Annotated in this window: 21 protein-coding genes; 7 read left to right on the top strand and 14 right to left on the bottom strand. The window is 31.5% G+C overall.

Features of this window, described 5'->3' with window-relative positions; all coding sequences use genetic code 11:
* Positions 1 to 254 precede the first annotated feature (254 nt).
* From DK846_RS07410 to DK846_RS07390, 5 genes are all read left to right on the top strand, one after another.
* Entirely contained in the window at positions 255 to 1829 is a 1575-nt protein-coding gene (locus DK846_RS07410; RefSeq protein ID WP_109968282.1) for a lipopolysaccharide biosynthesis protein, read from the top strand.
* Positions 1792 to 3180, top strand: a complete 1389-nt coding sequence (locus DK846_RS07405) for a Coenzyme F420 hydrogenase/dehydrogenase, beta subunit C-terminal domain (RefSeq protein ID WP_109968281.1) — start codon at positions 1792 to 1794, stop codon at positions 3178 to 3180. Before DK846_RS07410 ends, DK846_RS07405 begins: the two co-directional genes overlap by 38 nt.
* Complete coding sequence (locus DK846_RS07400; RefSeq protein ID WP_109968280.1) at positions 3170 to 4423, top strand: polysaccharide pyruvyl transferase family protein; 1254 nt, start codon at positions 3170 to 3172, stop codon at positions 4421 to 4423. Before DK846_RS07405 ends, DK846_RS07400 begins: the two co-directional genes overlap by 11 nt.
* 115 nt (positions 4424 to 4538) lie before the next feature.
* Positions 4539 to 5507 (top strand): glycosyltransferase family 2 protein, encoded by a 969-nt coding sequence (locus DK846_RS07395; RefSeq protein WP_109968279.1) that lies wholly within the window; start codon positions 4539 to 4541, stop codon positions 5505 to 5507.
* 14 nt (positions 5508 to 5521) lie between these two features.
* The gene (locus DK846_RS07390; RefSeq protein ID WP_109968278.1) at positions 5522 to 6601 is read left to right on the top strand and encodes an acyltransferase family protein; all 1080 of its coding nucleotides are present in this window, start codon (positions 5522 to 5524) and stop codon (positions 6599 to 6601) included.
* A 480-nt stretch (positions 6602 to 7081) separates the two neighbouring features.
* Here the strand turns inward: DK846_RS07390 and DK846_RS07385 are convergent, their stop codons facing one another.
* The 3 genes from DK846_RS07385 to DK846_RS07375 all read right to left on the bottom strand — a co-directional run bounded on the left by DK846_RS07385 (position 7082) and on the right by DK846_RS07375 (position 9485).
* Positions 7082 to 7450 (bottom strand): Mu transposase domain-containing protein, encoded by a 369-nt coding sequence (locus DK846_RS07385; RefSeq protein ID WP_109968277.1) that lies wholly within the window; start codon positions 7448 to 7450, stop codon positions 7082 to 7084.
* Positions 7451 to 7515: 65 nt separating this feature from the next.
* Positions 7516 to 8349 (bottom strand): IS21 family transposase, encoded by an 834-nt coding sequence (gene istA / locus DK846_RS07380; RefSeq protein WP_109968276.1) that lies wholly within the window; start codon positions 8347 to 8349, stop codon positions 7516 to 7518.
* Positions 8350 to 8678: 329 nt separating this feature from the next.
* Positions 8679 to 9485: a class I SAM-dependent methyltransferase gene (locus DK846_RS07375; RefSeq protein ID WP_181391673.1), complete on the bottom strand. Its 807-nt coding sequence runs from the start codon at positions 9483 to 9485 to the stop codon at positions 8679 to 8681.
* 807 nt (positions 9486 to 10292) lie between these two features.
* Here DK846_RS07375 and istB point away from each other — a divergent pair.
* Entirely contained in the window at positions 10293 to 11012 is a 720-nt protein-coding gene (gene istB / locus DK846_RS07370; RefSeq protein WP_109968274.1) for an IS21-like element helper ATPase IstB, read from the top strand.
* 217 nt (positions 11013 to 11229) lie between these two features.
* Here istB and DK846_RS17635 read toward each other — a convergent pair whose 3' ends face one another.
* The gene (locus DK846_RS17635) at positions 11230 to 12480 is read right to left on the bottom strand and encodes a DUF2206 domain-containing protein (protein ID WP_181391672.1); all 1251 of its coding nucleotides are present in this window, start codon (positions 12478 to 12480) and stop codon (positions 11230 to 11232) included.
* 523 nt (positions 12481 to 13003) lie between these two features.
* On the opposite strand from DK846_RS17635, the gene DK846_RS17630 reads away from it, so the two are divergent.
* Positions 13004 to 13288, top strand: a complete 285-nt coding sequence (locus tag DK846_RS17630; protein ID WP_181391671.1) for a hypothetical protein — start codon at positions 13004 to 13006, stop codon at positions 13286 to 13288.
* Positions 13289 to 13391: 103 nt separating this feature from the next.
* Here the strand turns inward: DK846_RS17630 and DK846_RS07360 are convergent, their stop codons facing one another.
* The 10 genes from DK846_RS07360 to DK846_RS07315 form a co-directional block, all read right to left on the bottom strand.
* On the bottom strand, positions 13392 to 14552 hold the full coding sequence (locus DK846_RS07360) for a glycosyltransferase (RefSeq protein WP_181391670.1): 1161 nt from the start codon (positions 14550 to 14552) through the stop codon (positions 13392 to 13394).
* A gap of 111 nt (positions 14553 to 14663) precedes the next feature.
* Positions 14664 to 15818, bottom strand: a complete 1155-nt coding sequence (locus DK846_RS07355; RefSeq protein WP_109968271.1) for a glycosyltransferase family 4 protein — start codon at positions 15816 to 15818, stop codon at positions 14664 to 14666.
* Positions 15815 to 16711, bottom strand: coding sequence for a class I SAM-dependent methyltransferase (locus tag DK846_RS07350; protein WP_109968270.1), 897 nt, complete (start codon positions 16709 to 16711; stop codon positions 15815 to 15817). The genes DK846_RS07355 and DK846_RS07350 overlap by 4 nt, the downstream gene beginning before the upstream one ends.
* Before the next feature lie 5 nt (positions 16712 to 16716).
* On the bottom strand, positions 16717 to 17874 hold the full coding sequence (locus DK846_RS07345; protein ID WP_109968269.1) for a glycosyltransferase: 1158 nt from the start codon (positions 17872 to 17874) through the stop codon (positions 16717 to 16719).
* Positions 17871 to 19058 (bottom strand): glycosyltransferase family 4 protein, encoded by a 1188-nt coding sequence (locus tag DK846_RS07340; RefSeq protein WP_109968268.1) that lies wholly within the window; start codon positions 19056 to 19058, stop codon positions 17871 to 17873. Before DK846_RS07340 ends, DK846_RS07345 begins: the two co-directional genes overlap by 4 nt.
* 6 nt (positions 19059 to 19064) lie before the next feature.
* Positions 19065 to 21098, bottom strand: coding sequence for a hypothetical protein (locus DK846_RS07335; RefSeq protein WP_245926491.1), 2034 nt, complete (start codon positions 21096 to 21098; stop codon positions 19065 to 19067).
* A 41-nt stretch (positions 21099 to 21139) separates the two neighbouring features.
* A complete protein-coding gene (locus DK846_RS07330) occupies positions 21140 to 22141 on the bottom strand; it encodes an NAD-dependent epimerase/dehydratase family protein (RefSeq protein ID WP_109968266.1) in 1002 nt (333 codons plus the stop codon).
* 10 nt (positions 22142 to 22151) lie between these two features.
* The gene (locus DK846_RS07325) at positions 22152 to 23087 is read right to left on the bottom strand and encodes an NAD-dependent epimerase/dehydratase family protein (RefSeq protein ID WP_109968265.1); all 936 of its coding nucleotides are present in this window, start codon (positions 23085 to 23087) and stop codon (positions 22152 to 22154) included.
* 42 nt (positions 23088 to 23129) lie between these two features.
* Complete coding sequence (wecB, locus tag DK846_RS07320; protein ID WP_109968264.1) at positions 23130 to 24203, bottom strand: non-hydrolyzing UDP-N-acetylglucosamine 2-epimerase; 1074 nt, start codon at positions 24201 to 24203, stop codon at positions 23130 to 23132.
* Between the two features lie 99 nt (positions 24204 to 24302).
* A complete protein-coding gene (locus DK846_RS07315; RefSeq protein WP_219970667.1) occupies positions 24303 to 25526 on the bottom strand; it encodes a glycosyltransferase family 2 protein in 1224 nt (407 codons plus the stop codon).
* Positions 25527 to 25731: the final 205 nt, after the last annotated feature.

The following is a 25731-nucleotide window of genomic DNA, read 5'->3' as shown; positions in this document are numbered from 1 at the left end:
AGTAAATGATCAAATCAAATCTACATAAAAATAAAGTATTTTAATATGACATTTAGAGAATTGGCAAGTAGTTTATACTATACCAAAATCATGATGTTTGTGTTTTGTGAAATAATTATGAATTTTGAATAAGGAAACCCCTAGTGTGGCTGGTTCAATTATATGACAGAGCGATTCAAGATGAGAATTTTATTTTATATACCTGAACAAATTAGGCGGAAAGGCAAAATAAATAAATTATAGGAACACAATAAATGACAAGTTCTTTTTTTACATCTAAACAGATGGGTAAGAATTTTTTAGGGAATATGTTATATTTTTTACTAAACATTGTAATAGGCCTATTTTTAGTTCCATTTTTTATTTCGACTCTGGGCATTGCAGCATATGGGATTATCCCTCTTGCCACATCGATAAATGGATATATTGGTTTATTAACTGATTCACTTAATTCATCTGTTTCTCGATTTCTGTCAGTCAATATTCAACGAGAAGATTATTTATCTGCCAATATAACGTTCAATACTGCCTTTTTTGGGATTACTGCATTTATATTTCTCCTGTTCCCGGTTATCATCATTATTTCTCTTTATGCTCCTATATTATTTAGTATTCAAGATAGTCAAAAAGGAGAAGTGTTCTTTCTCTTCTTCGGTATATGTAATACTTTTCTTATCCGTGCATGGTCTGGTAATTTTACCGTTTCTCTATTTGCATATAATCGCCTTGATCTGATCAATCTAATAAATATTACTGGAACTATTCTTCAAATACTATTTATAATAATTTTTTTTAAGATTATCTCACCCTCTCTTGCTCTTGTTGGATTAGCTTACTTAATTAGTGGAATTGTTACTACTACTTTTTCTATATTTTTATCCCATTTGATTAATCCTGATCTAAAAATTTCTTACCATGATTTTGATCGAAGCCGATTAAACGATTTTATGGGGATGAGTTGGTGGGTTGTCATTAATCAGGTTGGATCATTACTTTTTCTCAACATCGATCTTATTGTAATAAATTTATATTTTGGAGCGAAAATGGGTGGGGAATATGCTATTGCATTACAATGGGTTATTCTTCTCCGTGGGATTGCAGGAACAGTCGCAGGACTGTTAACGCCTGTGATGTTGATGTATTATGCAAAAGAGCAAATAGAATCTCTGATTCGGGTTTCTAAGAGTGCTGTCAAGTTGATGGGCCTTTTTGTGGCGCTTCCAATTGGATTGGTCTGTGGGTTTGCTTCACAGTTAATTTTTATTTGGGTTGGTAGTGAATTTGTATTTCTTGCTCCTCTTACGATAGTATTAGTCATTCACCTCATGGTTAATCTGGCAGTATTACCTCTGTTTGCGATAAATATTGCACACAATAAGGTAAAAGTTCCAGGAATTATTACATTTATTATGGGGATAGGAAACCTCCTCCTTGCGATATTCCTATCTCTATACTCCGGATTGGGTTACTATGGAGTTGCTGTAGCAGCGGCAATTACTCTAACATTAAAAAATGCAATTTTTACTCCATGGTATGCGACTAGAGTTCTACAAGTACCATCATATACTTTTACAAAATCAATGTTGCCTGGTATTATATCCACGATTTCAATTATTATGGTTTCCAGGATTTTTATTACTTTTGAACCTGTATGGACTTTCTTCAACCTTGTATTTGTTGGTGGGGCCATCAGCATAATATATTTAATACTTATTATTAAGTTTGGTCTAAATGAATACGAATTTAATCTGTTTTCAGCATATATTCCCATTTGTTTTAGGAGATTTTTTGATGAAGCCTTTATTTCCGAAAAAAGACAAAAATCTTGACTTATGTATCGGTTGTGGTGTCTGTGTAGCTCTATGTCCAGATAATTCCCTTAAAATGATTATTAATCCGTATGGTGAGTATAATCCAGTGCTCTATCATGATTGTAAAACCGAGTGTGGTATCTGTATAAATGTTTGTCCATTTGGAGAAAAGAATCCTGATGAAGATGTAATCGGACAACAATTATTTGGTAATGTTCCCGGAATTCAACATAAGTTAGAAACTGGGTTTTTTCTAAATACTTATGTAGGATACTCAAAAGTAAATGAGCATCGCAATTTAGGAGCATCGGGTGGTATGGCAACGTGGATACTTGAAAACCTCATAAAAGATCATGAAGTGGATGCGGTTATTTGTGTAACAAAAAATTTAGATCCAAATAAACTTTTTAAATATACAGTTTTTTCCTCAATAGAGGATATTCGAAAAAGTTCAGGTTCAACATATCATCCAGTAGAACTATCTGAAGTACTAAAATATATAGTTGATATTCCAGGTAATTATGCTATTATAGGCTTACCGTGTTTTGTTAAAGCAATTAGGTTATCTCAGTTGTATAATAAAAAATTACGTAAGAGAATCACGATTATATTAGGTCTTACTTGTGGTCAATTGAAAAGTGTAAATTATACCACTTATTTATCAACACTAGCAGGTTTGGAAGAAAAGCCAATACAAGTACAATATCGAGGAAAAGATTCAGAAAAAATTGCAAGTAATTTTTTTTTCTCTGCGATGGATAAGAAAGGAAAAGAGAAAAAATTATTTTGGAATGAAGGTGTAGCAGAAGCATATCTAAATCGTTGGTTTACAATAAATGCGTGTAACTATTGTGATGATATTTTTGCTGAATGTGCAGATGTAACGCTTATGGATGCATGGCTTCCGGAATATTCTTTAGATAGTAAAGGGACAAATCTTATTTTAATAAGGTCTATTAAAGTAAAAAGGTTGTTAGAAAAGGGCATTATGTTAAAAGATATCAATCTTGATACAATTCCAATCGATATGGTGATACAAAGCCAAAAGGGATTGATAACAATAAAGCGAAAATACCTTGCATTTAGATTGTATCTAAACAAAAAAAATGGAAAGAAGGTAGTTAAAAAAAGAGTAAATCCAGTTAGAATGAAAAACCCATTCTTACGAAATGAGGTAATTTATAAAGAGCAAATGAGGATAATAAGTAGAACCTATAAAAAAGGAGAGAATGATATCTTTCGTGATGATATGGAACCTATTCTACATCTTTTAAGAAAAAATGAAACATATTTAAAAATTATTATGCTTCCTATTGATATTATTCAATTCTTTCAACGAAAAATAAGGAGTCTTTTATATGAATCATGAACAACCTCTTTTTATATTAGCTGGGAACGGTTCGTATGAAAATAGAGGATGTGAGGCAATTATTCGAGGGACGACAAAAATTCTTCGGAAATTTTATTGTGATCCGAAATTTATATGTTTATCACATTTTCAATCTGAAAAAATATTCCAATATCAATCTAGAAATGAAATCGATCGAAATATTATTCATATTTCCTCTTCAAATTTTAATCGAAATATTGTTCTAAAAAATTTCTGGAAACTAAATACTTGGAGGGACATTTATCATTTTTTTTTAAAACCTGAAAGTATTAATCGTCGTGTCTATAAGAATATGTTTCCATATCTCCACAGTTCCACTGCGGTCCTATCTATTGGCGGTGACAATTATTCTCTTGATTATGGGATCCCAAAACTCTTTACGACACTTGATGATCTTGTCCTTGAGCACCAGAAACCACTATTTATCTGGGGTGCATCAATTGGTCCCTTTAATCAAATTGGAAAATATGAAAAATATATGAGTCAACATCTCAACAAGGTCACAGGAATATTTGCCAGGGAATCTGCAACCACAGATTACTTACATAGCATTGAGGTAAGAAAAAATGTTTCCACGGTTGCAGATCCAGCATTTCTCATGGAGCATGAGAAGCCTAAAGGAATCGATGATTATATTTCATTAGAGAAGGATTCAATCGGTATTAATTTGAGTCCAATGATGGCAAAATATGTAACTGGTGGAGATATTGAAGCATGGGTTTTAATGGCATCTGAAATAATTCAAGAAATCTGTTCTAAAAGCGATTCTACTATTTATCTCATTCCGCATGTTACTTCATTACATTCTGATGATTATCGTTTTATGAAGGAAATTTTTTCCCGAATATCATGTAAAAAAAATAAATGTGTTTTGATCCCTCCCTCTTACACAGCATCAGAAATGAAATGGATCATAAGTCAAATGACATTTTTTATTGGATCACGAACTCACGCTACGATCGCAGCCTTGTCAACAAGTGTTCCAACTTTAAGCTTAGGTTATAGTCTTAAAGCAAAAGGTATTAATCAGGATATTTTCGGCCATAATAATTATTCTCTCGGGCCTGATAAAATAAACTCGAAAACAGTTGTTGATATGTTCTCTTCAATGCAAGAAAGGGAAAGTGAAATTAGGCGTGAATTGGATCTGAAAATCCCAACTATAAAGGAGTTAGCGCTTTCAGCAGGAGATATATTAAAAAATGTTTTAGACAAATATTAGAATCGTTGGACTTTTCATAATTGTTATTATGGATCTAGAAAATAACTCACTTGTACCAGTTGAATAGAATTGTTAACATAATATTGCTACAAACTATCTAATTGATGAGAAATCTATGAATCCTCTAATTTCAGTAATAATTCCACTGTTTAATAAAGAACCTCATATTTTAAGATCTATAAATTCTGTATTAAAACAGACTTTCCAAAAATTTGAAATTGTTATCATTGATGATGGGTCAACTGATAATGGTCCGGAAATGGTTAAAAAAATAAATGATTCAAGAATAAAACTTATTCAGCAAATTAATTCAGGAGTATCTGTAGCAAGAAATAGAGGAATTCAAAATATTAACACCGATTTTATTACATTTCTTGATGCTGATGATGAGTGGACGCCAAACCATTTGCAAATATTATTTAACCTTCAAAAAACTTATCCAGGAGCTGGAGCTTATGTTACATCCTACAGCCGTTGTAATTCAAAAGGAATAATTCGAAAGATGAATAATAAATATATTGAAAAATATCCTTGGGAAGGAATAATACCTGACTACTTTAGAGCGGCTACTGAAGAAGATCCTCCTGTTTGTTCTTCTTCTGTGGGAATTCCGAAATATGTTTTTTCTGAAATTGGAATGTTTCTAGAAGGTGAACCGATGGGGGAGGATTTAGACATGTGGGGTAGAATTGCAATAAAATATTCAATCGCATTTAGTTGGAGGGGTGAATCAAAAGTATATGTGGATGCAGTCAATCGTTCTGGTTTAACAAAAGTTCTAAATCCTAATCTTCCATTTATAAATTCAGGAAAAAAAGCAATTGAAAGGGGAGAAGTTCATGAAACTATGATAAATGAGGTTTCAGAATATATTTCATATTTGCAATTGGGAATTGCTTACCATTTTTTATTGAGAGACGATTCCGATTCAGCTGCTAAAATACTTAAGGAATGTAAGACTAACACATATAAAATTCAAAAAAACCTTTTATTTTTATTTTCAAGATTACCAATAATTAGTTTCAAAATTTTTCGGGGTATAAATAAGTTAATTCTCTGGTGTTGGAATAAAGAATGCAATTAAATGGGTGATATTTCATGAATAATCGAATTATTAGTATAGATTTTTTACGAACTCTTGCGATTTGTTTTATTGTAATTACACATTGTGGGGGAGGGTATATAATTAATAATGGGGGGATCAAATTATTTAGCCCTTATTTTGCGTCATTCGGTCTTGGGTTATTTATATTTATTAGTGGATATATTTTATTTACTACCACTAATTTGATAAAAACTAAAGCTCAAATTATAAAATTTTACAAAAAGAGGATTATTCGGATTTTTCCGCTATATTGGATTTTTGGAATATCTTTATTTTTTTTCGTGTATGCGACATTAATGCCAATATTTGCCCCAACACGAATTGATTATAATATCTCAAATTTATTTAATTTTTATAATTTAATAATTAATGCTTTGGGTCTACAAATTATTCTCTCTCCTGCATTAGCAAAACCAATATTTACCCTTTATTTCGTTGGATTGATATTATTTTTCTATTTATTATATCCGTTGATAATTTATTTTTCTAAAAAACTTCCCTCGTTTATTATAGTAACTATTTCCATTTTTGTTAGTTGTTTAATGATTAGAATTTTATTTCATTTAATTGATGATTACTTTTTTAATTATTTTTTTATTTTTGTATGTGGAATTGCAACCAACTTTATTAATTTATTTGAAAATCAGAAATGGCGTAAATATTTACTCATCATTCCAACTATTTTTGGATTTGGATTAATCTTGAATGTAAGAATGGACCAAATTTTACCATTATTTCAAGGACAATACCTCTCTATTTCGATTGTTTCAACAATATCATTAAATATTATAGTAATATCATTTTGTTTAATTTCTCTTTGGTTTGCAGAATCGTTTATTGGAGAGATTTCTCCAAATTTAAATAAATTATTCTTATTTATATCAACTTCTTCATTTGTCGTTTATCTAATTCATCGCCCTTTTTTTACAATTTGGTATGGAATATTTTATTTTCTTGGGTTTAATCCACTATTCCAAGATATTATTATGATTATTTTTATTATTCCAATTACCTTTGTTATAGGATATTATATACAAAAAATTGAGGAGAATTGGAGAAATAAGTACGCGTAAAGTTCATTCAAATGTTAAAATATAATTGGCTCTTCGTCAGTTTTAGTGGTTAAAAAGTAGAGAGGATAGATAAAAACCGGCAGTGGTCCACTTGATAACTGAAGCCTGACTTTGCCACTAACAAAAATAAATGTGTTCTTAGTGATGTTTGAATCGCCTAAAATGCAAACAAAACTAAGAACCAATGAAGTTGAGCGGAATGAAAATATATCATTTCCTATCGGTACTATTTTCCTTGTTGATAAGTTGTATCCTGGATTCCCGGAAATCTGTAACGAGTGAGGAAGTAAAATCTTAAAATTGATTGCAGAATTAAAAAATGATTGATTATAGGGGATTAAAATTTTTATCCTCGTTATGTATTTTTAGCACACATAACGATTAGGTGCAATTTTCTAATCTCTATAATATTATCTTCATTTAGATAAATTTCTTCGTATACCTCTCGGACCTTTTTCCATCGTTATGTGTTCCCGGGAATCAAGGCTGAATGAACTCCAACGGCTTTTCCCGGTAACTGGATTCAAAAAGTTTAAGGAGGACAGGAGGAACCTGGTGAATGACTTTTGAATGTTCAAGTGCTCCTGGTTTTCTTCCAAATGTTTTTAGGAAATGGCAAATATTGAGAGAGTACTGCCCTTTCCCGTAAAATCTCTGGTGTGATGCGATCAGTTCAGGACCAGATAGGAGGTCAATCCGTTCCTGAGATATTTTTAACAGAATGTGTTTTTGACGATAGGTATCAGGAACTGAGTAATAATTACGGTCAAAGGTTACAAATGAATACTTTGAAATTCGGGAAAATTTGGTCAGTACGTTAGAATATTCAAGAGATGGAAGGGAAAACATAGTATTCTGTTCATCCTTCAAAGCTTCAATTGGGGTCTTGTCCCTTCGATATACATTTTTACTATTTATTCGCTTAAGAGCTGCAATGAGCCATTGTTGAGCTTCTTCGAATGATTCAAATGAGGTTCTCTCTCCGAATGCATTCCTTCGGATATAACTGACGCTCTCTTCATCTGTTCCTTTTCATGCGGAGAAACAGGATTACATACTTCATAGGAATAGCCGTAATGAGATGCAAATTGAAGGTATGTATCCTGGAACTTCTTCCGTGAATAATCATAGACTGCTTTAAGATTGTCATAGTAGATGTACCGGGGAACTGACTGAATCTCGGTAAAGAACTGAATATGGGCATCGATAACCTCTTGCTGGGTCTCATGGTAATAGAGTCGGGCGAATCGGAATAACGAGTAAGTCAGGACCATGACTGCCATGGATACTTTCGTCCAGACTCCTTTGATTTGAAGACTGACTTTACACCAGTCAAATTCAGCTCGATAACCGGGTTCAGGTTCCTGGAGAATATACACATCTCGTGAAGAATGGGATTTATTCCATGAGGATATGATTCGTTTGACGGTAGTGTAACTGATCGAGTAACCACTTTGAATAACCTGGTCAAAGATCTGCCTTGCATTCATCCTCTGTTTTCTAGGATGGGTCAGGTTTTGTTCGAGGAGAGTGCGGATGAGGAGCAGGATTTCATCTGTCACAACCCGGGGAGGTTGAAATATTTCACGATTTGAAGGAAGGATCTCATCCCGAAGACCCGATCTAACCTCAGTTACCCGGAGAACATACTTCTTTACCGTGTTACGAGAGATATGGAACTCCCGTGCAACCTGGCTATATGGGCCGCATCTATTGTAAGATGCAACGATTTGTTGGATCTCTGCCATCGTTTTCACCTCAAATATCCACCTCACATACCGAGGGGATTTATTCGTTTTACTTTATAATAGGGTGATCAAAAACGAATGAGCGCGGCTTTATAAACCCCTGATCAAGATCGGGTGAGCGTTTACAATCCTTTTTTAGTAAGACCTCTCGATCAGTATTAAGGGGAATAAGAGTGAAATCGAAGGAAGAAATCATCCTACGGTTATCTAACTATATTGATAGTTTAAACCAAGAACCTGTAATATTCAAGTGGTCATACAAGATGGATCCTAACCCCTCGGGTGTTATTTTGACATAGTTATGTTAATTTGAAATCGCCGTACTAGAATTATAAATAAATAGATTTGGCTAAACAGATATGATCTCCCCCTCCAAGTAATTTGCGAGTAAAATAGAACGGTGCATAGTTTACAAATAAACGCATTCCCTTTGTGAAAAAAGTCTGTGTTTTGAGTTCTGTTTCTGGATTAAGGATATTATGAGCATTAGGAGGAATTATCGATTTTATACATTTTCCACTAATTATTTCGAACCCACTTTTATTTAATAATTGAATATATTTTGATGGAGTAAAAAAATTAATGTGTCCATCTGAATGTTCATATCCTTGGATATTTGGAGGTTTTCCCCCAAACCAGTCACCATTTGTTTCAAGAGGCGTTTTTACTAATAATAATTTAGTTCTTTTTGCTACCTTATATAAAAAGGTCTCTGGGTTAGATATATGTTCAATGATATCAAACATTGATATCAGATCAAATTGTTTGGGATCTTCATAATAATGCCTAAAATCCCCTTTAATAAAGTCAATATACGGGAAAAGTTGTTTTCCAATGTTTATATAATCTTCATGAATTTCAAATACTTTTGTTTTAGGATATCTTCCTTGTGATCGAAATATTTGATAAGCCATAGAGTTTGCTCCAAAACCGAAACATCCCCCGATATCCGCATAGTGTTCACAATTATTATCTAAATAATTCATAATTTGATTGCTATACAAATCCCACATCAAAGTACTTTTAAATTGGGCTCTTGCCGGATATCCTGGACGTAATATTACCTTTGTTGGATAGTTTGCGTAGAATATATCTGGATTAAATTCTAAACAATTAGTCATTTCATTGATTTTCATAACAATATACATTCCTTTGTAGAAACCAAAATTACCAAAAATTGTGAAATAAACTAATTTTAGAATCATTGTCAACAATTTTGGTCCTTCCAATGATTACTTTTTAGATAGTTTTTTTATCTCATAATTAATTCGGTAAATATTCTCGAAAATTTAAGATATAAAATGTGAATTGAATCAGTTATATCCTATTACTCAAGACAAAGAATCATCCTCCATCATCGAAATTATTTATGTTCATTCCATGCCTTACAAGTTTTAAAATCAAAGGTTTTAATAATAAAAATTAGAGAATTGGGAAATATATGAGTCATATCTTATCCTTACTCTAATTTTTCTTTCCCATCTTAAGATTATATAGATATGCCATGCAACCTATATTCCCGGAAATCTGTAACGAGTGAGGAGGTAAAATCCTAAAATTGATTGCAGAATTAAAAACAGATTGATTATAGGGGATTTGAATTATTAACCTCGTTATGTATTTTTAACACACATAACGATGAGATGCTATTTTTTAATCTCTATAATATTATCTTTAATTCCTGGATTCCCGGAAATCTGTAACGAGTGAGGAAGTAAATTCTTAAAATTGATTGCAGAATTAAAAAATGATTGATTATAGGGGATTAAAATTTTTATCCTCGTTATGTATTTTTAGCACACATAACGATTAGGTGCAATTTTCTAATCTCTATAATATTATCTTCATTTAGATAAATTTCTTCGTATCCCTCTCGGATCTTTTTCCATCGTTATGTGTTCCCGGGAATCAAGGGTATATGATCAGGTGTTGGAGTGTACAGCATGACACCGGAACTCGAAAATCTATGTAAACAACTCCATATTGCCGGTGTTTACCAATTTATCCAGAATCAGCATGATTCTGATCCGGATACAATTTCTATTCTGACAAACGCTTGTCAGTTCGAACTGAAAATCAGGATGACAAACCGTCAGATACGAACACTGAAACTTGCAGGATTTCCGACTCAAAAGAGATTTGAGGAGTTATCAGTAGAGGCATTACCTGATGATGGGAAAAGGATTCTGCAGGATCTAAAACTACTCAACTTTATTCAGGAAACGAAGAATGTCGTGTTAATTGGTAATTCTGAAACCGGAAAGACACACATGGCTATTGCAACAGGAGTTTGTGCTTGTGAGAATAACTATAAAGTGATTTTTAAAACCGCCGCAGGGTTGGTGAATGAATTACTTGAAGCCAAACGAGCAGGGAGATTCACCCTCTTGATGAAGCAGTTAAAGAAGATTGATATTCTGATCCTGGATGAACTTGGCTATATCACCTTCGATCTTGAGGGTGCTGAGTTGTTGTTTCAGATCCTTGCTGCAAGATATGAGATACTGAGTACGGTGATTACAACGAATTTACCTTTTTCTGAGTGGATAAAAGTATTCCATGATAAAACGTTGACTGCTGCTCTGCTTGATAGGATCACCCATCGCGCAATAGTTGTTAATATGAATGGTTCGAGTTATCGAAGAAGGGCTAGCAAATCCTAACCTGATAACCTCTCCTCGCGAAGGTGGGATGTTTATCCATCCCACCGAGCATATCGTAATCAGGGGAGGGATGAAGGGAGGGGGCGATGTCTCCTCCCTTCTGTGTTTGTCTTCGGAGTGAATTTATATAATGGGAAGATGATATTGCACTTAGGGCTGAGCAAAATTAAATGAGCGGACCTGAGCAATTTTCAATGAGCAAATACAGTCTGAATTGTTACATCGTTTTAAACCAAATTTCAGTAGATTTAGTTGAATAAATTTTATTATTCATTTCAATAATCCGGTCATAGGTTTTAATATCTTGATAAGATTCTCTCCATTGATTTAAAAATTTTTTATTATTTGTCATATAATGTGTAAAAAAAATATAATTTTGTTGATTACTATTGACTAGTAATTCCGAAAATTGGGTTGTTTGATTAATTAGTGCTTGGCTCATCAATATAATTTTCCCCATTTGATCAGTAGTAATTCCATTATTGTTATCCATTTTTGATTTTAACCAAATTGAGCCATAATGATCTTGATCATGAACAATCGTTTGATTGTAGTATTCACCTTCTGAATTAAATATGATGGTATCGCGATGTCCAACAAGTTGATGAGGTATTCCTGCATTAAACAAAAAATTTAAGGTTACAATGAAAACAATAATTACAGAAACAAAATATTTTGGAGTAAGAATTTTATTATAAATAAGAATTTCTCTGAACAAATTTGAATAAAAAATTGCACCGATAACAAAGAAACACGATGTAATGACACTTAAGATTGTAAATGTTCGTGCAATATCGAATGATTTACTAATATTTGGAAGAATCACTACAATCGCTAGAATGATCCCACAACAAAAACCTAGTATTATAAATTCTCGATAAAATGCAGAGTAATTAAAATCAGGTAGTCTGTCAAAAAAAAATTTTGGTACGATTTGCTTTTTTATTAAAAATAAAAATAAAATTAATATCCCTGTATAGATACATATTAAGACTAACCACTGAATAATTAAATTTAGTCCACTGATAATTGGATCTTGAAGATTTTTTCCGAGTAATTGAACAAGTTCTGGAGCTCTCGTATTTTCACTTAAGAATGTATCGATAATAAAAACATTATTTAATACTGATATCGCACCATTGAAAGCTCCTTTAGTTATAATGGAAAACCAAAAATACATAAAAGTAAATAAGAAAAGGATGGTTGCTATGGTAATTGGGCTATGATATTTTTGATTATTTTTTATAAAATAAGAGAGTAAAGCTACTCCAACATACAGTACTAAATGAATATATGAGGTTGAATAATGTGAAAAAATTATTATAATTGAAAATATTATAATTAGTAATTTTATTTTAGAATACTCAATCTCTTTTGAACACAAAACCATTAATGATAAACCAAAAAATAATATTGCGATTACTGTTCTAGACTGTGCACTAGATATTAGAAAAGTCATTTGACTCATAAAGAAAAATGATGCAAAAAAGGCATAATTACGTGAAATAAAATTGTTTGATATAATATAAACAATAAGAGGAGATATTGAAAAAAGAATTGGGTATAGGAATTTAAACAGTATTTGGGAATTTATTTGAAGAATTGATTCAAATATTGTAGGAATAATAGTTATTGAAAGACAGGAATCTAAAAGAGTATAATTAATAATTTCCCAGGAGTGATTGATAAATGTGGTCTGGAAAAAAAAATATTCAGAGTGAGAATCTATTCCAATAATATATGATGATCTTAAGGGATAAATTAAAATCAACGATATACTAATTATATATATATATATGGGGTAAAAATCTTCTGTTATTTTATTATTAATTATTGAAAAAATAATAATAAAAATTGAAACTAATATAAAAAATAAAATTAATAAAAAATTATTAGAGTATAAATTTAAATATTGAACTGCGAGTAGACTTATTGATAATAAGAAAAAACAAAAAATTAAAAGCGTTTTATCAATAACTTTAAAAGAAAACATGGTTCTTTTAATTTCACAGTTTTTAATAAAAATTATATTTAAAACTATAAGTGATAGTATTAGAATATTAAAAGAAATTAATATTGGAACTGTTGAGAGAGGAAATTTAATTCCGAAAAGAGAGAAAATAGTGTTTAAAAAAATCCCTATGAAAATTAAAATAGAGATCGATAAACCGACGGATAATAAGAAAATTTTAGTAGTATCAATATTTGATATATTAAATAGTTTTAAAATTAAATATCCAGGAATCAGCGTTAAAAACACAAAGCCGAAAATTTGACATAGAAAAAGATAGTTCTGGGTAACTACAAAATCAGTAATTGCTAGAAAAATTATTATGAAGAAAACAAGTCCGTTATTTGACATAAATTTTTTCATAGTGTTCATCCATTTTTATTAATAATTATATCGTATCGTTGGATAATTTCTTTATATGAATACTCCTTTTTTATAACATCTCGTGCATTTTTTGATATTTTTTGGATATTATAATAGTTCATTGCAATTTCGATTTTTTTTGCAATACATTCTGGAGTATTGGATTCGAGAATGAATCCATTTTTGCCGTCTTTAATAATATCAGAAATTCCTCCAACAGATGTGGATAGAACCGGTGTTCCACATGACATTGCTTCAAGAATTATGGCTGGAATTCCTTCACTATATGATGGAACTACTAACAAACGCATCTCATTTAAAAAACTTGGAATATCATTATGCGAAACCCAACTGATTAAATGTATCCGATTAAAAGAATTTTGTGAATTAATTGTAGCTTTCACGGATTCTTTTATCGGGCCATCTCCTATGATTAAATAAGATATATTATTTGATGAACTAGATAGATAATCAATTGATCTGACAAAGTTTAATATTCCTTTATTGTTAAAAAATCCTCCAATAAATCCAACAATAAATTTTCGGTTTTCATAAGCAATAGATGGAGAAAATTTATCAGTATCGATATAAACAAAAGAACCAAATATTTTAACTTTATTCTTAAATTTATAAAGATTCAAATTTCTTTCTGATTTCTCTGATTCCACTGCAATCGTTGTAACTGAGTAATAACACAACAATTCAAAAAAGCGCAAAATTTTTAAATAAAATAGATTCTTTTTGATATCCATTAGAGATGAATAAAAAATAGAACCACCTGCCATTACAATGACCTTCTTTCTTAATATTCTTGATTGAATAATAAGAGGTAGAATAAATGGAATTCCTGAAGAAAAAATGATAATATCTACTGATTTATATTTAAAAAGAGATTTGACCATTTTTAACAGTGATAGTAAGTAAAGCATATATAAAAAGAATCTATTTTTAGTGGAGATAATGTGGATAGTATTATTTGGATAATTAACATTTAAATCGATAATACTACAACTTAAAAGATTTTTACATGTATTTGGCATTTTATCTATTAATAGATAAAATTTTGTTGAAATGTGTTGAAATATCCTGATTCTCTGTTCAATACGATGGCATATGGTGTCGAAAGGACCTCCAAACATTACTAAACATATTTGAATTGAGTTCATACAGTTTCCTAAATTAAGATTTTCAATAAATATTTTCCCGAATCTTGTCATTTGCCATTAAAATTATCCAAATTTACATTTTGGTAGTTTTGGAGTGATTTGAGGAATAATTCACATGGTTTTCTTAGGAATTTTTTTTATATTTTCTAAATATTCCAATGCTATCTTGTCGATAGAGTACTTATTGATAATTGAATATCTTGCATTTTTCCCAATTTTTTCTCTTAGTAGGGTGTCTGATAATACAATATGTAATATTTTTTTTAATTCGAATATATCTTCTTTTGAAAATAAGAAACCATTAACTTTATTAATAATAATATCTTGAGTTCCTGGAATATTACTTGCAATTACTACTTTCTCTGATGCCATAGCTTCTAAAATAACGTTTGGAAAGACTTCATATAATGAAGGCACAACTAATACAGAGCACCTTTCCATTAATTGTTGTAATTCTGGTTTTTTGAGCCATGGTATAATTTCAACAGATTCTGTAAGTTTTAATGAATTAATTAGTGAATTTATTTTTTTTTCGTAAAAATTGTCCCATGCTCTGCCTACTATCAATAATCTGAATTTATGCCTCAATTTAGGATTTAATTGTGAATATGCCTTAATTACAACCTCTGGGCGTTTGTTCCAATCAAATCTTCCAGCAAAAAGAATAAAGTTGTTATCACCCTTATTAGAATACTCTTTGGGATTTATTGCGTTTGGTAAAAATGTAACTTTATTTGAGGAGTAAAAATTTGATAAATAATCCTTTAAAAATATGTTTAATACGATAATTTGGTCAGAATTTGCCATGACCTTAGATTCGATAAATCGATTAAAGTAAAAAAAAATCTTCTTAAAAAAACCTCCTTTTACATTAACTTTTTTTGTATATTCTAATGCATCGGGTGACGCCAATATAAATAAACAAGGGATATCCAGTTGAGACGAAAAAAATCCACTATAACGAAATCTAGAAATGATCACATGAGGATTTAACTTAATGATGTGTTTGATAATTTTATATGAAAATATGAATTGAGATACAATTCCAAAGAAAAATTCATCCTTTATCCCTGTGTTAATTGCAATTAATTTTACTCCATCAACTATAGTTATGTTTGCTGTTTTATCAGCTATAATTATTATTACATCATGTCCATTTTTGACAAATTCTTTAGACAAACCCCAAATTTGAGTTTGTCCACCAAGATTTGGATGTGGGTAATTATCTTGTTCTATAAGTCCAGTTGAAATGAATACAATTTTCATATTTTATCCGCTAATTTTATTAAATAATCTTCATCGGTTTCATTATCATAATTATATTTAATTATATGAGGATAGCTAATAGAAAATTTGCTTAGGGATGGTTCAATCGAAGACCAATTTGAAGGTTTCCTTCCACTAATTAAAATGCTATCCCTAAAATTTGGCCATAAATCACATATTAATCTATATGTAATAAACACAACTTTTTCCAAAAATCTTTTGTGAGGAATTAGATATAGTAATATATTTCTCATTTTCGAATTAATATTGATTAAATTTTCAAAAGATAACATTTGTTCCATTTCAAAGCGAGTATATTCACGAAAATGACTTCGATATTCACCAATGTTCCAAAAAATGAAATTTAAGTCAACTTGGTTTGATTTTCCAAAAATAATCTTAATTCTATGATTTAATGATGCTGTATTTGGTGTCTGAATTATTAATAATCCATTTGGTTTCAATGAAGAAATAGCATAATTTAGTAACTCTCTAGGACTCCCAACAATATGTTCGATTATGTCAAGTAATAAAACAACATCATATTGTTCATCTTTATTTTTTATTCCTTTTACCGAAGATTCTAATAAATCTACATTATGTCTTTGAGCAAATTCTTTAATTCTTATCCGATTATTACCTAATAAATGCCAATGATCGTTTAAATCATCAATAGCAGTGACTTGGAAGTACATGTCCGCTAATATTGCTTCAAGATCACAAGGACCCGCTCCAATAGATAATATATTAGATGGGGGAGGTGCAAATTGTAATATTTCTGAAATTATATACTTATATTTTAGATTAAATGGATCCATATATTCTTGACCAAATGGGAAATCATTCTGAACATTTCTTATGGCCTGATCAATATTAAATTTAAAAAAATTCATTATAATCACAATTGGTTAGGCGATCTAGTAATCATTTGTTCGTATTTTATTGATAGATCTTGAACAATAGTTTTCCAATTAAACTTATTGAGAATCAGATTCTTGCCATTATGGCCGAATTCAATTCTCTTATTTTCGTCAGCAATTAAACTAGAAATTGCTAGAGCAAATTTTTTTTCATCATAATCTACAGAATAACCAACAAAATTGTTGATCCATTCAAGTTGATCGAAAAAGTTTGTTGTAACAATGGGAATATTACATATACATGCTTCTAAAAAAGTAACCGGAAATCCATAAAAACGTGGTGTAACAAAGACATCCGAATCAATGAATGCTTGAATTTTTTCTAGATTACTTAAATATCCTATTATTTTTACTGAGTTAGAAATATTCAACTCATTTATTAAATTTACTAGTTTTTTCTGATATCCATAATCTGGTCCTATTAATACAAGTTTAAAAGTGGAGTCTTTTTTTCCTAATATGGAAAATGAGCGAATTAGAAAATCTAATCCTTTACTATGATGAATTCTTCCAACATATAGAATAACCTTATCCTCATTCACTAGTTTAAATTTTTTTCTAAAAGTGCCTTTAACTGGTAATTTTTCATAATCTTTTAATTCTAATCCATTAGGGACGATTATTATTTTAGAGGAGGCTACTCCTTCTTTGATATAATAATTAAATTCATCATTTGTAAGTGCAATAGACATATTGGCATTTTTTAATATATTTCGACCCCATTTAACATCGAAAATCAATTTTAGCATTTTCTTTGTATAATATGGTAAATCTCCATGTGCTTGTATTAAATAAGGAACTTTATATTTTTTGGCGTATGAAGAAACAATTACATTTTGATATGTTCGATAATTATGTAGATGAATTAAGTCGAATGTATTTATATTATCATAAAGCCATTTTTTTATAGATGGCGTGTATAAAAATAAGGTTATATTTAAAAAAATTGGGAAACTAATCACCTTTATACCAATTCTTTGAACTAAATTGACAAATTCTACATTATATTCAAGGTCTGTTGTAATAATTGTCACATTATGTCCATAATATTTTAAGTATTTAGATATTTCATAGCATACCTTTACATCTCCGCCCCTTTTTGGATTAAAATATGGAATTACCTGAAGGATATTCATATTACTTCCTTAATTTTAGCATCAAAAATGTCAGTGATTGCAGTCCAACTACTCTTTTCTACAAATTTTCTGGAATTTTTTCCTTCTTTTATTAAATTACTATTATTAATGGTGTTGAGCACAACTTTTAAAACGTCTTTTGGAGTATCAGCATAGATAACACCATGACCGTCTCCAAACTCTTTCATAATTCCATACAATTTTGTTGAAATTATTGGCTTACCCATCGCTAGATATTCATACATTTTAATTGGGACAATATCGTGCATAATTTCATTATCATGTGCAGGAAGAAGGCAAATATCAGCACATGCAATTAATGATGAAATCTTTTCAAAAGGTTGTTTCCCTGTTAATATTAAATTTTTTTGAAGATTCATCTTCTTTCTAATAATCATTAAATCATTATACGCATCACCATCCCCTACAATAAATAATTTCAGGTTGGGATATTTCTCTATTATTTTCGCTAATTCATGTGCAACTTCTTTAAGCCCTGAAAAGTTATACAACCAACCCATAAAGAATAGGACAATATCATCTTTCTTAATTCCGTATTGCATACGGATTTCATTTCTGACATTTTTCGAAGGATCATATTTGCTGAGGTCTATCCCAGCTCGTATCACATCGGTTTTTTCTTGTGAGGCTCCCATCCGAATTGTATATTCCCTTAACCCTTCGTTAATTGAAAGGACTAAATCAGCATTACGAATATTCCAACTTTCAATCATTTTTCCGATCGGCTGTAAATACTTTTGTGGAATCAACCGATAATCTATATCTATTGAATAAAATAACGTTGGAATTCGATTTTTTTTTGCAGCACGATATGCTAAAAAAGTAGTAAGAATATCATTGCCCCAGATTAAATCAGGTTTAAATTCTTTGATCTGTCGGTTAATTTCTGACCGATAAGTAAAAACCATCGAAAGATAATCTAAAACGGATATTTTTAAAATTGGAGGTCGTATCACCATAATATTTACATCCGGAAAAATCCTGGAAACGTGATGAACTTCTCTTTTTGATAATAACTCCTTTTTTCCTTCATCTTTCCATAGAATTTCATAATCAATTACCCGGATTTCATGGCCTTTCTGAACTAATCGTTCAGCTAGATGGGTATGTTGATATGGATTTCTACGAATCCAGTCAGTATCCTGAATGATTAATATTTTCATAAAATCTCATTTTGAAATATTTTTTTGCAATTTCTGTGCTTGATTAATAACGGTAATTGTTTTATTTATATCAATCCCAACCGCTTCTGCATACCACTCAATCGCTTCAAATCGAGGTTTATTTTCATCTTTAATTAATTCCATTGCTTTATCCCGGGTAATCTTTCCTTCACGAATCTGATAACTTCTGAAGTTATCAAACTCTGTGAACCCTGCCATGGTAAGATAAATGTAATTATAAAATGCTGCAGTCCCATCATCAATTCTCCAGGTAGCATAAGTATCTGGTACGCCCTCCCAGTCGAACTTCTCTCTGATACTTGTGACAATTTTGTCCTCGTCCCATTCGATATAATGGTATAGATAGAGATAGTCATCTTTTAGCAGATATGTACAGTAATAAGCAAAAAGGGTGTCAAAAATGGAAGAATTAATGTATCCCGGATTTGTGACATATTGCTTCGCAAAATAAAGTATCATCCGAATCTTGTTTAAACGTGATATCCCCGTTAGGCAGTTCATCACCGAATTGACACCATGATCCACTCCACAAAAACCGTATTTAAATGGTGTTTCTTCGATTTCATGACCTCCACAGAATATAAACTGTTTTACACCTGTCTGTTTTCTTATCTTATGAAAATAATAATAAAATTGTTTATCACCTGCCATAAGAAGGGGAACCATTCCAAGATCTGGTTTATTAAGCCATGCAAGAAGATTTTTCCTTATATTTTCCCGTTTTTTCTTTATATCAGCAGAGACAATGATTTGTTCAACACCTAATCTACTTACAACCCGGGCTTGATTCCTTCGAGCGAGGTCGTTAACCATAGCCCAGTCATAGGTAAATGCAATCGGATGCAATTTAAGGGTATTTTTGATATAATCTAAACCAAAAGAACTGTCTCTTCCACCACTAAACCCAACTATACAGTCAGGATCACCATTAGTACTTTGAAATTTTTTTACGTGGTCCTTCAATGCTTTCTCCCCTTTAAGTTTGTTATTTCGGTTTTCAAAATTTCTACAATAATTACAGACCCCATCTTTATCAAATGAAATATATGGCATTGTCTCGGGAAGAATGCATTTTGTACATCGTTTTAGGTTATTGTGATTTGAAAAGATGTTCTCCCAATTATTAAGCATTACATCTTTTATACCGTCTGAAATAAAGAAATTTAATCTGGTTTGATTTTTTATTTCTGGAGAAGATGGAGATAAATTAAGAATCTCAATTTTCTCATGGTAAGGGGAAGTTTGAATATCAGATTCTGGTTGAATAAAATCAAACTTTTTAAAACCTATCTGTGATAGTGGAATAATACCACCTTCACCTGGTTTTAATTGAAAAATTTCTGATGAAGTAAAAAAATTGCGATATGAAAAGGATCTAAATAATTGGTTTATAATATTTCTTTCTGAAGCGAATATTAAAAAATTAAATTTTATATTTAAACAAATATAAAGAGATCCAGTATTTGTGGCAAGTAATAAATCGTCAATATCATCAAAGAGAGTAGCAATTGATGCTGAACCATCAATATCTCTGTAAGTGGATCTGGTTGCTTCAATGATGTTAAGGCCTTGGTGTCGATACATCTGGAGTAAACTAAAAATTATTTCACTATCAATATCAAATTCTTTTTTTATAATAGGGTATGTATCCCATATTTTTTTATCATTAACAATAACCCCGTTATGAATACCTACAGCCCCATCTTTAATAACCGGTTGGTTATTAGAATTGAGTTCACTTTTTCCACTTGTAACGAGACGTGAATGACCAAGAATTGCTAAAGGTTTTTTAATAGTTTTATTATTTATGTCATCAAAAATATATTTATTTAATAATGTTTCGAATTCTCTGGATTTAATTAATTTTTTCGCAGGTTTTGGTTCCTTAACTACAGCGATTTGAGAACCTGATCTTACTACAATACCTGATGCTTCTTTTCCACGAGACTCAGATAATTTAAAGAGTTTTTTAATAATTTTTTCGAGAGATATAGAAATTACAGAATTTTGTTCTGTCACTATTCCAAATATTCCACACATAAAAAAACCAATTTTTTTAATTAGGAAAATTCTGCACAATTTTTTATATCATTCCAATTTTCAACAAACCATTCATGTGTTTTTTCTAACCCTTTTGAAAAATCTATTACCGGATTATACTTCAGATTCTTGCGTGATTTATCAATACATGATAATAATCTTGTTTTTACGTCCCAATCTCGTCGTTGTGTATATTTAATCCCGGCAACATTTCCTGTTAGGTTGTTCACAGCATTTGCCATATCGATAACACGTTGCTCTTTTCCTGCTCCAAGGTTAAATGCTTCACCAATAGCTTTTTCTTGTACTCCCATTGCAAGTAAACCATTTACAATATCCCCAACATAGGTCCAGTCACGTGTTTCTGTACCATCTCCGGTGATTGGAAGTGGTAACCCCTTCATTGACCAGTAAAAGAAATTTGGTATTACATTACGATACTTACCTGGGACTTCCCCAGGCCCAAATGAATTAAAAAAACGTGCATTTACAATTGGGAGGTCATACATATTATAAAAATAATTCGTGTATAACTCTCCGAGAAGTTTTGTAACCTGGTAAGGAGTATGGAGATGAATAGAGATATCATGTTCTTCAAAAGGCATCTTTGAATCTAGGCCATATACTCCGCAACCTGAAGAGGAATATACGAACCGATCTACTGATCCAAGTTGTGCATATTGGAGAACTTTTAGAATTCCTAATCCATTTACCAAAAGGTCTTTTTCAGGGCTATCTACAGAGTTCTGGTTAGCAAAATGAGCAGCAAGATGATATACAATTTGGGGTTTCTCACGGAATGCCCATTTTAGGTTTTCATCATTTAGTATATCACCCTGTATAAACTGAATTTTTGGACTTTTAGGGATGTTCCAGACATAAGAAGAAGAAAGATTATCCAAAATTATAATCTTCTTGGTATCAAGTGCATCTAATGCTCTGACTAAGTTTCCACCTACTGCTCCTGCACCTCCGGTGACCAATATCGTCTTGTCTTCAAATCCTTCATTTATATCATTCATCGTTTTTCCCCTAGATACGGTAAAACCATTTCATCCATTCAACAGTTCGCTTAATACCTTCTTCTGGAGTTACCAGTGGGTTATGATGAAGATCCTTAATTGCTTTTGTACAATCTATTGTTTTAATCTTGGTCGTAAATGGTTCAGATTCATGATATGTAACCAAAGAATCATTGATGCCGATTTCTTTCAGGATTAAGTCAGAATATTGCTTGATATCTCTCTCCCACTCTGGTCTTCCGGCGACATTGTATACTTCACCTGGAATGAAATTGTCAACAATATTTGCCCAGGTTCTACACGAATCCTCAACAAAATCAATTATCCGTTTATGATCCTTAAAAACTGAATACGGTTGATTATGAAGAGCCTGATATATGAATTTTGGAATAAAACCTCTATATGGGGTATAATGTTCATGAGGGCCATAACAATTAACAGGTCTCACTCTGACTGTTTCTGTACCAAACATCTTTGCTGAGTTCATACACATGAGTTCACCTGCCCATTTGGTTATGGCATAGTCATTCATCTGATAGGTATCTTTTACCGGATTAATTTCCATGACATCTTCTGTCATAATACCGGTGTAATCACCATACACTTCAGCACTGGAATAAAAAATCATCCTGAATTTTAATTTTTCCTGTAGTCTGAGCATATGTTTCGTTCCGATCACATTGGTTTGCCAGAGGTTTTCATAATAATCTTCACCATTCCAACGCCCATACTCTGCAGCAAGGTGGTAAACATAATCAAATTTATTTTTATCAAAAATGCGTTCAATTTGGCGAAAATTTTTTACATCAGCTCTGATATAACTGTCAATATCATGATTTGCAATATCAGCAGCAATAACATCATGGCCCCTGGAGCGAAGTTCATTCACTAAGTTGGTTCCGATAAATCCTGCGCCGCCTGTTACAAGTATCTTTTTTGAACTCATAATTGGAATTTCCTGATCTTGAAGGTCATATAACTAATTTTTTTATATATGAGATTCACAAATCTCAACAATTCTCTCTCCTGCATTTCCATCTCCATATGGATTAATCCAATCTGAATGTGATGAAATCATAACTTTGGTAGCAGCGGTTATTTTGTCCGGATCACTTCCCGCGAGGATATTTGCTTTAACATCAACAGTCTCCGGTCTTTCAGTGTTCTCCCTCAGTGTAACACAAGGGACCTGAAGAATACATGCTTCTTCCTGGACACCTCCTGAGTCTGTAAGGATCATTCGGGCATTTTTTTCAAGTTTAAGAAAATCAAGATAACTTACCGGAGAAATGACTTTAATGCCATCTGTGGATATGCGAAATTTTTGAATCATTTTTTGAGTTCTTGGATGCATTGGAAAAATTACAGGAAGAGAATAGATATCACTTACTTTTTGAATACCTGTAATTATTCGACTTAATTGTGGGTAATAATCAACATTCTCAGCTCTATGAACAGTGACAAGCAGATAATCTCCTGAAGTAAGGCTATTTTTTTCAACAACTTCTGATTTTTCTTCAGCAATCTTCAGGTTCTGAAATAGTGAATCAACCACGGTATTCCCGGTGGTATATATTTTTGATTCCTCAATTCCTTCTTTGATCAGATTATGGGTTGACAATTTTGTTGGAGCAAAAAGGTAATCTGACACATGATCAACTACAATCCGATTGATCTCTTCAGGCATAGTTCTATCATAACTCCTGAGTCCTGCTTCTACATGACCAACTGGAATGTGGAGTTTCGCTCCAACTAGTCCCCCGGCAAGGACTGTATTGGTATCACCCTGGACAAGAACAACATCCGGGGTATTATTAACTAATACCTGTTCAATACCAGTCATTAATGATGCTGTCTGTTCTGCATGACTACCAGAACCTACATCCAGATTATAGTGGGGAAGAGGTAACAAAAGGTCCTCAAAAAAAACTCGATCCATTTCATATGAATAATGTTGACCGGTATGCAATATTGAAAAAGCAATATTATATTTTTTACATGCCCTGATTACCGGGGCCATTTTAATAATCTCTGGTCTTGTTCCTAGAATAATAGTGATCATTTTATATCAATAAATTAATAATAACCTGTGGTAAACAATTACCCGACAATAATCTCATTAATTATAATCTTAAATTCTCTTAGAGGCTATGTAACGATTCTAAATTCTATGAGCATTGGAGAAATCTCCCATTTTGACAATTTTTACTAAAGAATTTAGAATCAAACCCGTTGTGATAAGTAATAATCCTAAAACCATAGATACACCACTAAACATTGTAAAAATAAATACAAACTTTCCTGTTGAATAATATTGATCAAATGCAAAAAACCCTAATATAATTCCAAATAAAGCACATGTAAATCCAGATACTCCAAAAGATAGTAATGGTCTGCGATATCCTATTATCCCGATAATATGAGTGATTATATCTGCACCATGACTGAGAGGATTCTTCTTATGTTTGAATGGTACTTCGTATCGTACTGTAATAGGTACTTCAGTTATTGTTAGCCCAATCCTTGAATAATGTTCGAGCATATCTGATTCGAGATTATATCCGTCAGATGGAAAGTCAAATTTGTCAATGGCTTTTTTACTAAGTGCTCGGAACCCGGATTGGGAATCTGTACATTTGTATGAGCATTCAAGGTTTGTTGCAATGTCAAGTGTTATCTGACCTAACCTTCGATATGATGGAATTTCTTGACTATTACCATTAAGGCATCGGGATCCAATAACAAGATCAGCATTACCAGATAGAATTGGATCAAGTAAATCTGGGATCTCACTTGGATTGTGTTGTCCGTCAGCATCGATCATAACTAGTGCATTACACCCGATTTCTCGGGCTCTTGCTACCCCAACCTTTACAGCATTTGCTTTACCTTTGTTTGGTTCAACCCGAACAACATCAGCACCAGATAACCATGCAATTTCAGCAGTGCGATCTATTGAACCATCATCTACTACAACAACTCTCCCTACATGTTGAAGGCTTAGCATTACAACCATTCCTATAGTTAATTCTTCATTATATGCTGGAATAATTGCAATTGTATCACATATTTGAGCTTTCCCAGAAGGAGAAATATTTGGGGGGGTATATCGGGTTAACTTAAGAACCTGATTTATACAACCTAATACTCTGGAAACATCAGGATATGAAAAATTTTCAGAATTGATATTTTTTTTCTTATCAATATTCATCTCATCATCAGGATTATCTTTAAAAATATCAGTATTTTCCTGAGAAAGTAGTGGATGAAAAACTAAATCCTGAATCGATAAATGCTCGTTAGATACATTAGAATTACTATTATTGTGAAAATCATTCTTATTTTTAGATATTGAAGACTCAACAAGAATTGTCTCTGATATCATATACTTAAGCCATATTTTCCATAATCGATATATAAGGATATGCCATGCAAATTCATAAATAAAAACATTTAATAAAAAATTTTTATTATATTTTCGTTGTAATTTAAAGTGAAATAAAAATTAATTAAGAAACTTTGATTAATTGGATTTTAAGTGAAGTTATTAGTAAACCATCTTCTCCAGAAGTAATTGTATTTTCAATATT

This window comes from Methanospirillum lacunae (genome assembly GCF_003173355.1).
GTDB lineage: Archaea > Halobacteriota > Methanomicrobia > Methanomicrobiales > Methanospirillaceae > Methanospirillum > Methanospirillum lacunae.
This window is presented reverse-complemented; position numbering and strand designations above follow the sequence as displayed.